This is a genomic window from Chryseobacterium proteolyticum (assembly GCF_046591535.1).
Lineage (GTDB): Bacteria > Bacteroidota > Bacteroidia > Flavobacteriales > Weeksellaceae > Chryseobacterium > Chryseobacterium proteolyticum.
In genome coordinates this window covers 1-803 of the sequence record NZ_JBJLWK010000027.1, presented here as the reverse complement: position 1 = coordinate 803, position 803 = coordinate 1, and the positions used below count along the sequence as shown (strand labels likewise).

Sequence of the window (803 nt, the reverse complement as noted above, 5' to 3'; positions counted from 1 at the left end):
ACTATGACATTCGTTTTCGTAATGAACCTGGTACTTATCCATCCGTTACACCTCAATCAAGTAAATTATCAATATCAAAGTTAGCTGTTGGTTGCTGCTTATTAGGTACTGATGTTTTAGGTTTCTCTACATATTCGAGATAGCATTCGTTATTAAAGAAGGTGGAAGCGTGTTTAACAAACTTTGTTTCTGTTCCATTTCTTTTGATGTGATCTGCATAACCTTTCACACCAGACATAATGACTTCAAAGGAGTGTTTCTTGATAGCTGCATTAAATGATTTATATCCTTGTTTCTTATCAATCTTTTTGGGATATGTTTTCCAAAGGTTTTCAAAGTCTTCAGAATAACCATCGCTCACGTTTTTTACGTGGGCTTTTCTTTTCTGGAGAATTAGTATTATTAGTACTTGGTATATTAGTACTTAGTAGCGGTCGATTTTCTACTGGTAGATTTTCCACCGGTAGACTTTCCACTGGTAGAATTTCTACTAGTGGTTTTTCGACTTGTGGTACTTCGTAAATAATCGTTTCCCATCTATGAATCTTTCCGTCTTCACCTTTTATAGGGAATCTTTTTACATAACCGCATTCCTTTAACTCCTTCATTCCTGCTTTTAAGCTTGCTATACCATCCTTTGAATGCTTTGCAACTTCCTCCATACAGAAGACCCAATCGTCAGGAAGAGAAAGGATATACGCTAGAATTCCTTTGGCTTTCCAAGTTAATCGTTCATCCCGAAGTCCTGTATTATTAATTGTTGTGTAGTTTTTATCCTTACTTACTCTAAAAGTTGCCATTAA

At 35.6% G+C, this 803-nt stretch carries 2 protein-coding genes; both read right to left on the bottom strand.

The features are described from left to right. Positions 1–52: 52 nt before the first annotated feature. A complete protein-coding gene (locus ACJ5H0_RS23085; protein WP_411252192.1) occupies positions 53–361 on the bottom strand; it encodes a hypothetical protein in 309 nt (102 codons plus the stop codon). Next, the coding region (locus tag ACJ5H0_RS23080) for a hypothetical protein (protein WP_458796249.1) at positions 342–803 on the bottom strand (462 nt) is incomplete at its 5' end. The genes ACJ5H0_RS23085 and ACJ5H0_RS23080, both read right to left, overlap by 20 nt.